6 protein-coding genes and 5 tRNA genes are annotated in these 6,577 nt (G+C 37.2%); all 11 read right to left on the reverse strand.

Features of this window, described 5'->3' with window-relative positions:
- Window positions 1–136: 136 nt before the first annotated feature.
- Window positions 137–796 (reverse strand): hypothetical protein, encoded by a 660-nt coding sequence (locus K5Q13_RS08465; RefSeq protein ID WP_220741250.1) that lies wholly within the window; start codon window positions 794–796, stop codon window positions 137–139.
- Window positions 797–812: 16 nt separating this feature from the next.
- Complete coding sequence (locus K5Q13_RS08470; RefSeq protein WP_220741251.1) at window positions 813–3,503, reverse strand: valine--tRNA ligase; 2,691 nt, start codon at window positions 3,501–3,503, stop codon at window positions 813–815.
- Window positions 3,504–3,794: 291 nt separating this feature from the next.
- Complete coding sequence (locus K5Q13_RS08475; protein ID WP_220741252.1) at window positions 3,795–4,160, reverse strand: type II toxin-antitoxin system PemK/MazF family toxin; 366 nt, start codon at window positions 4,158–4,160, stop codon at window positions 3,795–3,797.
- A 36-nt stretch (window positions 4,161–4,196) separates the two neighbouring features.
- The gene (alr, locus tag K5Q13_RS08480; protein WP_220741253.1) at window positions 4,197–5,324 is read right to left on the reverse strand and encodes an alanine racemase; all 1,128 of its coding nucleotides are present in this window, start codon (window positions 5,322–5,324) and stop codon (window positions 4,197–4,199) included.
- Window positions 5,324–5,731 carry a holo-ACP synthase gene (acpS, locus tag K5Q13_RS08485; protein WP_220741254.1) on the reverse strand — a complete coding sequence of 136 codons (408 nt, stop codon included), beginning with the start codon at window positions 5,729–5,731 and terminating at the stop codon, window positions 5,324–5,326. The genes alr and acpS overlap by 1 nt, the downstream gene beginning before the upstream one ends.
- Window positions 5,732–5,755: 24 nt before the next feature.
- On the reverse strand, window positions 5,756–5,878 hold the full coding sequence (locus K5Q13_RS09650; RefSeq protein ID WP_281420545.1) for a hypothetical protein: 123 nt from the start codon (window positions 5,876–5,878) through the stop codon (window positions 5,756–5,758).
- Between the two features lie 198 nt (window positions 5,879–6,076).
- Window positions 6,077–6,160 (reverse strand) — tRNA-Leu (locus K5Q13_RS08490).
- A 25-nt stretch (window positions 6,161–6,185) separates the two neighbouring features.
- A tRNA-His gene (locus tag K5Q13_RS08495) sits at window positions 6,186–6,258 on the reverse strand.
- Between the two features lie 2 nt (window positions 6,259–6,260).
- Window positions 6,261–6,334 (reverse strand) — tRNA-Trp (locus K5Q13_RS08500).
- Window positions 6,335–6,428: 94 nt separating this feature from the next.
- Window positions 6,429–6,502, reverse strand: a tRNA-Asp gene (locus tag K5Q13_RS08505).
- A gap of 2 nt (window positions 6,503–6,504) precedes the next feature.
- Window positions 6,505–6,577 (reverse strand) — tRNA-Val (locus K5Q13_RS08510).

Consider the following 6,577-nt stretch of genomic DNA (forward strand, 5'->3'; position numbering starts at 1 on the left):
TTTCCCCTTCTAAACGCGTTAGCTTAGCTTCAAATAAATATACTTTCAAACTCACTTTTATCATTTGACATAAACAGATAAATTAATATTTATACTTATTTTATTGTAGCGGATTTGAAGCATTACGCAAGCTCTTTTAGATAGACTGCCAAAGAAGCGTATACTCAGTGCTAATTTTACGCCAAACAAAAGCATCATAAACAACCGTTGCTATGACATCTGTATCGTCAAAGTCAGCATGTAATACATTACCAACGGGTAGTATACCTAACAAATCACGCCACAGCATTAATAATTCGGATACATCATCTCCAAAGCTCCAACCAACTTGAAAGTCCCTATTATCTTTAAAAATTAAAATTGCAGCAACAATGTGTTGCTGTGACAAGCGAACAATACTATGCTCACTGTCAAATTGCTTATTTTCAAATGTCAAACTTGTGTAATTTATTTTTTGAGAAGCTGGATTAACACGATGAATTCGTTCATAATGATCACGCAATAATATTAATAGCTCTTGTTTCAAGTCTGATTCTAATTCATTGACAGTAACAACTGGATCTCCGACATAATCACGTATGTTCATTTTAGTAATAGCTGTCGTTGAAACTAATTTAAAACCGTTATCTTCCAGAAAACCAAATGTAATTGGATCACTTACTTTTGCAATAAGCCCTTTATTATTTGACTTAGCCATCGTTTGCAATGCCCACATTGTTTCAACATCTATATCTGGTACTTGTGTTAAAACATAATTATTTGGATGATTAAGATTAGTTGTATAGCATTCAGTCATGTTTTTTCATCATTATTTAAACGTTATTTTCTGCTTGTAAATCACCAAGACGCTTTTGTGTTGCAACTAACTTAGCTTGCCAATCTGCTAATTTTTGTTTTTCATTAATAACAACTTGTTCTGGTGCCGAGTTCACAAATTTATCATTTCCTAACTTGCCTTCTGCACGCTTCACTTCGTTAGTAAATTTTTTAACATCATTTGAAAGACGATCAATCTCTTCATCAATATTAATCAATTCTGCTAAAGGTACATATATTTCAGCACCAGTAATGACTTGTGACATTGCTAAGTTAGGTACATTAATATTTTCTGAAATTTGTAATGATTTTGGATGAACAAAACGGTTAATATAATCAATATTATCATTAAAAATAGCAATGAGGTTACTGTCCGATGTTTTAATAAGTAAGTCAATCTCTGTGGACATCGGTGCATTCGCCTCTGAACGAATATTTCTTACAGCTACAATCAAATCCTGTAACGACTTAAATGCCACTTCAGCAGACTTATTCGTTAATTCTTCATGTGTCACAGGATAACGTGTAACAGAAAAATCAGCATTATGTCCGACCTGATCCGGCATTTCTTGCCATATTGCCTCAGTAACAAATGGCATAATTGGTTGCAAAAGTCGTAATGTCTGATCCAACACATAAGCTAATGTTTGTTGAACAGGTGCCTTGTCAGCATTACCACCTAATGTTTCCTTTGTCATTTCAATGTACCAATCTGCAAAATCAGACCAAATGAAATTATACAGCTCACGACCAGCTTCACCAAATTCAAATTTATCAAAATTGCGTGTTACTTTATCAACTGTTGTGTTTAAACGTGACAAAATCCATTTATCACCTAATGACAATTTGTCCAAATCTGGCAAAGTCGATGGTGTGTTGTCATCTAAATTCATAATAACATAGCGCGATGCATTCCAAATTTTGTTAATAAAATTCCATGCTGCATCCATCTTATCATATGTAAAACGAACGTCTTGACCAGGTGTTGATCCCGTGGCTAGGAACCAACGCAATGCGTCAGCACCGTACTTTTCAATAACATCCATTGGATCAACACCATTTCCCAACGATTTGGACATTTTACGACCTTCACCGTCACGAATCAAGCCATGAATCAAGACATTTTTAAATGGCCTTTGTCCTGTAAATTCCTTACCTTGAAACATCATACGAGCAACCCAGAAGAAAATAATATCATATCCAGTTACTAAAGTATTTGTAGGATAATATCGCGCAAAGTCGCCATCCGTTTTTTCTGGCCAACCCATTGTTGAAAATGGCCACAACGCAGATGAGAACCAGGTATCCAAAACATCTGGGTCACGTTCCCAACCATCACCTGCGGGTGCATCAGTGCCAACATAAATTTCTTCTGCATCAGTACCTTTGTTCTTATACCAGGCAGGAATCTGATGACCCCACCATAATTGGCGTGAAATAACCCAATCACGAATATTTTCCATCCAACGTGTGAAGGTATCCTCAAATCGTGCAGGAACAAACTCAACCTTCTCATCAGGATTTTTTTGCATGTTCAATGCTTGTTCGGCCAATGGTGCCATCTTGACAAACCATTGTGTTGACAAACGTGATTCAACTGGCACCCCAGTACGTTCAGAATGACCAACAGAATGAACAACTGGTTCGATATTTAACATAAAGTCACCGTTCTCAAGGTCGGTGACAATTGCCTTTCGACCTTCAAAACGATCCATACCACTGTACGGACCAGCTAATTCATTTAAATGACCGTCATCTGTCATCGTGTTGATTCTTTCAAGATTGTGTCTATTTCCAACTTGAAAATCATTTGGATCATGGGCAGGTGTAATCTTAACCATTCCCGTACCAAAATCTTTTTCCACATATTCATCAGCAATAATTGGAACTTCACGACCAACAAGTGGTACCATAATCGTTTTACCAATCAAATGCTTATATCGTTCATCGCTTGGATGAACTGCCACTGCCACATCGCCAAACATTGTTTCAGGACGTGTTGTCGCAATTTCAATATAATCTTTTCCCTCAAAGGTTGTCCCATCAGTGAATGGATATTTTACATGATAAAATGCACCTTCATCATCTTGGTAAATCACTTCAATGTCTGATAATGCCGTTCGTGCCTGTGGGTCCCAATTAATAATGTACTCACCACGATAAATCAACTCTTTTTTATAAAGATCAATAAATACCTTATTGACTGCTTTATTCAATCCTTCATCTAATGTAAAGCGCTCACGGTCGAAATCCAACGACAATCCCATTTTTCCCCATTGTTTTTTAATGGTTGTTGCATATTCATTTTTCCAATCCCAAACTTGCTCAACAAACTTTTCACGACCTAAATCGTAACGTGAAACGCCTGTTTCGCGTAGTCGTTGTTCAACTTTAGCTTGTGTTGCAATACCAGCATGATCCATGCCTGGTAACCACAAAACGTCTAAACCTTGCATCTTCTTTTGTCGAATGATCATATCTTGCAATGTCGTATCCCATGCATGACCTAAATGTAGCTTTCCTGTAACATTCGGAGGTGGAATAACAATTGCATAAGACTCAGGTTCATTACCTTGTATGGCTTGATTTGATTCTGGTGAAAATAGCTTCTTTTCTTGCCAATTATCATAACGCCCTGCCTCAACAGATGTTGGTTCATACTTTGTTGACATATCAATGTCGCGCATATCATTCTCCTTTGTTGTGGTCGTACTAAAAAATCGTCCTAAAATTATATTTAGGACGATTTTCACCGTGGTACCACCTGCATTGCTAATGATAATATTGTAAAAAATATCATTAGCCACTTTATTTATTCATATTTTAACACTTAGCAACCTTGGGCATTAACATGACTGATTCCCAGCAACATCAGCTCTCTATACATGTATTTGCTTATTCCTCTAAGATATAGCTAATAATACTAGAATTTCTTGTTTTCGTCAAGTAATTGCATATTTATATTACGTATTAGTATTTTATTTCAATCCAACACTAATACGTAATGCATGAGCTACTTGTTGCATTTCCTGTGAACTGCCACTAATATGAGCAATTTTATCGCGTAAGCGACGTTTGTCAATTGTTCGCACTTGTTCACCCAAAATTACCGAGTCACGTTTAATGCCACCCATATGGGCAGGCAACAAAACATGAGTTGGTAATTTTGGTTTTGATATTTGTGAAGTGATTGCAGCAACTATAGTTGTTGGTGAGTTAGCATTACCAACATCATTTTGAATAATTAATACTGGTCGAACACCAGATTGCTCTGAACCAATGCCCTGTTTCAGATCTGCATAAAACACATCACCACGCATCACTGTCGGATATTCTTCTTTCATAAACTTCTCACTTATTATGTACGCGCCTTGGCGCTTTTATTTATAAATTCTTGATAATCTTTGACCAAATGACGTTAAAATTTCATGCGGAATTGTATGTGCATAGTCTGCAAAATTTTCCAAGGTAATTTCTTTATCACCATCACGCCCAATTAATGTCACAATTGTACCAACAGGATACTGCCTGTCTAATGTAATAACCAGCTGATCCATCGTTATACGTCCTATTACATGTTCTTCTTGTCCACCAACTAATACCTTCATCCCTGTCATGCGCCTTAGGTAACCATCAGCATACCCGATTGGTAACGTTGCAACCCACTGCGAATACTGGGCTGTATAAGTCGCACCATAACTGAGTGACTCCCCAACTTGCAATTTGTGCACCGCTCCAATACGTGATTTAAGTGATAATACGTTTTTAGTTATTATTGGCATTGGTAGATCTGGGGCACCGGGATTATACCCATACAGGACAGATCCAACACGTATTGTATCTGTATTGATTTGATGATAATGCCATAAAGCTGATCCAGAATTGGCTAAATGCCAATAAGATTTTGGAATGTTTGCTGATTGTACCCACTTATAAAAGTTATCAATCTGCTCATCATAATAATTTTGATTCTCATCATCAGCTGTAGCAAAGTGGGTAAATATACCACTCAAATTCAGTTTAGTAGATGATAAAATTTTATCATACATGGCTTGTACAGCCGTTTCCGAATGTGCACCCATACGCCCCATACCAGTATCAACAGCTAATTGTATATCTAGTATTTCACCATCATCAATCAATTGCTCGGCTTCTTGTAACCACTCAAGTTCCCCAACGGCTGGAGAAAGACGATGTGTGAGCATTAATCTAACATGACTAACATCTTGAACGCCTAATAATATAATATTAACATTATTTTTTGGCAAGTGCTTCCGTAAAACAATACCTTCATCAATTGTCGCCACTGCAAAATCACGTACACCAATATCATATAAAGACTTCGTCACTGCAACTGCACCATGCCCATAAGCATTCGCTTTTACAACAGCAATTAAACGATTAGCACCAGCATGTCTCATAATTAGCTGAGCATTGTAATTAATCGCTTTTAAATCAACTTCAATCCAAGACGGTCTCGTCATTAAAACGTCGTTTTTTTCTATCATCATAAAACCCCACGTTTTGGAAAAAATTTTAAGCTCAAACGTTCTAAGATTGTTAAACGTTCAATAATTACTACCGTGTTAACTCTATCACCACTATGTGTAATTGCTACATGAGTTTTATAAACGAAATTTTTCACACGCATGATTGGGCGTCCATTAGTTGCGTTTAAAATTTCTATATCATGCCAATGAACTTGTTCACCAATACCATATCCTGTAGCTTTTGAAAAAGCTTCTTTGGCTGAAAAACGTCCAGCTATAAATTCATTATAGTGCTTACCTTTACGTTTGGCAGCTTGCTTACGCTCTGTTTCAGTCAAAATAGTGTTAATAAAATTAACTTTACGTTCTGCAATATCGCCAACACGACTTATTGATTCCGTATCATTTCCAATTCCAATTATCATGTCTCTATTGTATCAAAATGTATCTCATTCACCAAACTGATTATCCACTTGATTAACAACTTTAGAATTTAATAGTTCGTTTAAATTTAAATGTATACCTTTCACCATTAAAAAGCACAATAAAGTTGTAAATGATTGATTCTTCATAAGAAATTCTCCTATTAATTTAGTTAATAAAAAAATTGTAAGATGAATGAAGAGTTAAATCAATATAAATAGCCTAACAGGTTATTTTTTTGGCATAATTGGTAAATAACATTATTCATAGTACACCATATTAATGTAATGCATATTTAATCAGTACTAAAAAAGTTGTAGTATCTAATAGATACTACAACTTTTTAATGCCGTCGGTGGGAGTCGAACCCACACGGTGTTGCCACCACTGGATTTTGAGTCCAGCGCGTCTGCCAATTCCGCCACAACGGCTAATACAAAGCACTAAGGCTTATAGGGCGGTAGAAGGGGATCGAACCCTCGTATGCTGGATCCACAAACCAGTGTGTTAACCACTTCACCACTACCGCCATGGCAGGGATAGAGGGAATCGAACCCACATCAACGGTTTTGGAGACCGCTATTCTACCGTTTAACTATATCCCTACAATCATAAATAAAATCAGCTAACGCTGAAATAACATGGTGAGGAGTCGCACCTCACGATAACACTGGCTTGTTCATGTCTGTCAGTAATTAGCGGTCACAGCGGGGCTCGAACCCGCGATCTCCTGCGTGACAGGCAGGCGTCCTAACCAACTAGACCATGCGACCAATGGACGCTACAGGGATCGAACCTGTGACCCCCTGCTTGTAAGGCAGGTGCTCTCCCAGCTGAGCTAAGCGTCC

The sequence above is a fragment of the Leuconostoc miyukkimchii genome, assembly GCF_019656055.1.
Classification (GTDB): Bacteria; Bacillota; Bacilli; order Lactobacillales; family Lactobacillaceae; genus Leuconostoc; species Leuconostoc miyukkimchii.

Bases quoted from the DNA above. Each gene is read 5' to 3' on its own strand.
- K5Q13_RS08465 (WP_220741250.1), bottom strand. From the start codon at position 796: ATGACTGAATGCTATACAACTAATCTTAATCATCCAAATAATTATGTT.
- K5Q13_RS08470 (WP_220741251.1), bottom strand. From the start codon at position 3,503: ATGCGCGACATTGATATGTCAACAAAGTATGAACCAACATCTGTTGAG.
- K5Q13_RS08475 (WP_220741252.1), bottom strand. From the start codon at position 4,160: ATGAAAGAAGAATATCCGACAGTGATGCGTGGTGATGTGTTTTATGCA.
- alr (WP_220741253.1), bottom strand. From the start codon at position 5,324: ATGATAGAAAAAAACGACGTTTTAATGACGAGACCGTCTTGGATTGAA.
- acpS (WP_220741254.1), bottom strand. From the start codon at position 5,731: ATGATAATTGGAATTGGAAATGATACGGAATCAATAAGTCGTGTTGGC.
- K5Q13_RS09650 (WP_281420545.1), bottom strand. From the start codon at position 5,878: ATGAAGAATCAATCATTTACAACTTTATTGTGCTTTTTAATGGTGAAA.